Source organism: Celeribacter halophilus, from assembly GCF_018860305.1.
Classification (GTDB): domain Bacteria; phylum Pseudomonadota; class Alphaproteobacteria; order Rhodobacterales; family Rhodobacteraceae; genus Celeribacter; species Celeribacter halophilus_A.
This window is the reverse complement of the sequence record NZ_JAHKPE010000002.1, coordinates 1-1814: the sequence shown is the minus strand read 5'-3', so window position 1 is coordinate 1814 and position 1814 is coordinate 1. Positions and strand designations below refer to the sequence as shown.

The following is a 1814-nucleotide window of genomic DNA, read 5'->3' as shown; positions in this document are numbered from 1 at the left end:
CTTTCTGGCGTTCCTTTTTTGTGTTTTTCGACCTCTCGTTGTGGTTTGGAAACGACTGGAGTCGCTTCCGGTAGATTACATTCACTCTCTATTTTATCTAGCTTTTGTTGAGCCTCTTTAGCCCATTTTTTCGCGATGTATGCCTTTTGTGAAGGCAGTACCACATCAACCAAAACAAACCCTTTCGGAACGTTAACATTTGCCGGAGAACGTCTAGGAGGTGGGGTGAGCGTATCAACAAAACTAGGAAATGACGCTTTAGCCAGAACGTCTCTATACTCTGGTTTTATGTCGTGGCGTTTATCTTTTAGGTAGTCAGATAGGATAGCTTTGGCCGCTTCATCGACTGTCAATCCGTAGCACAGTTCACCAATATGCGAACGATAACCGGTTGCTGAAATAAACCATGAATCCAAATCTACAGGTCTGAATTCAGAATGCGTATTTCCCCAACTTCCCAAACTACTAAACTCTACAAGAACTCTAATCGCATCCACAACCACAACAAATTTACCTGACTGCCCCCATTTAGGAATATCGCCAGATTTAGCACTACAAAAATTATCAACAATGTTTGCTGGCGAATTATCACCATTAGCACTACCAAAAAAGCGCCCGCCGTTGAGCTTCCAAATAATCGCTTGGTACTTATCGTTCGCTTGCTTAGCCAAATCTATATTGGACGCCAAAACAGAACCATGAATTTCATCTACAAATTTGACAGCTAGATTTAGCAAATCATCACGGTCAGTTGGCATAGATGCGGCTAGTTTAGCTGCATTTTCTTCACGTTCGTTCATTTCATACATCATAATTAGAACCTGCAAAATTGCCCTGGCAATTACCAGGGCATACTTTATTAGTCGATAGCGCGTAGAATGAGAGATGACTCTTTATGCTCTTTAGCAAAGTCTCTCAGTAGGTGGTAGAGCGTTATAAACCTATCACCTAGCGCAGTCCCCTCAGATTCTCCTGCCAATTGACCAAGAGCGAACAAGGTTGCAATGATACCAGCTGCATCAGCTGACATTTCACCCGAAAACCAGTTGCTAGAAATTTCAAGAAAAAGCGATGTATCCATATTCGGCGCCATGTAATAGCCACCATTTGAAAGGGAATAGAAGTCCCAATATCCACCGTCATAATCCTCTGAAAACTTAGTCATGTAGCCCATTACATAGGCTTCGCCTCGCATCATGAAACGAGATCCAAAGAAAGTAGGGTAGAAACTTAGACGGTCTGAAAGAGCGACCTTAGAAGCAACAATAAGGGTGATTTCATTAATTGAATTCATCGGAAATTCTCCGGTTTTGACCTTGACGATATGTCCGGCCTTCGAGATATATATTAGGGCAATTTGCCCTAATTAGTCAAGCTGTAAATGTAGAAAAGAACAGTTTTATTACCTGTTTATGTTAATTAATACAGCGAGTTACAAATACTATTCTTTGGCGTGAAATTTAAGGATTTAGAGAGCTATTTCAGAATCTACGTGAGACGATAAAAAATAAAAAAAATAAAAAAATTTATTGATAGCGGAGCGTTACTCGAAGCGAGCAAAGAGCTTTCGTGCTGGCTGTGGTAAAGCTATTGATGCGTTTCTTTGCATCAATAGCTTTTCCATCAGACAAGCACCAATATCGAGTTATTCACAATGGATCACTTTCTTTTTAATAATAAAGTTTTTATAGGTTTTTAAAGAGTTTTTAGATCTTTTTAGGGGCTTGTAACATTATGTACTTGAAAGGTTTTTCGGGCGAAACAGCAACACTTTCTCCGGTAACAGCAACACTTTCTCCGTAAAACCCCTTTAA

The 1814-nt window shown here is 40.1% G+C and carries 2 protein-coding genes; both read right to left on the bottom strand.

Features of this window, described 5'->3' with window-relative positions:
* A partial coding sequence (locus KO492_RS00135) for a hypothetical protein (protein WP_436835688.1) occupies positions 1 to 812 on the bottom strand: 812 nt, incomplete at its 3' end.
* 47 nt (positions 813 to 859) lie between these two features.
* Positions 860 to 1294 (bottom strand): antirestriction protein, encoded by a 435-nt coding sequence (locus KO492_RS00130; protein ID WP_012774840.1) that lies wholly within the window; start codon positions 1292 to 1294, stop codon positions 860 to 862.
* Positions 1295 to 1814: the final 520 nt, after the last annotated feature.

Excerpts from the sequence above, each read along its gene's own strand:
- KO492_RS00130 (WP_012774840.1), bottom strand. The coding sequence starts at position 1,294 with ATGAATTCAATTAATGAAATCACCCTTATTGTTGCTTCTAAGGTCGCT.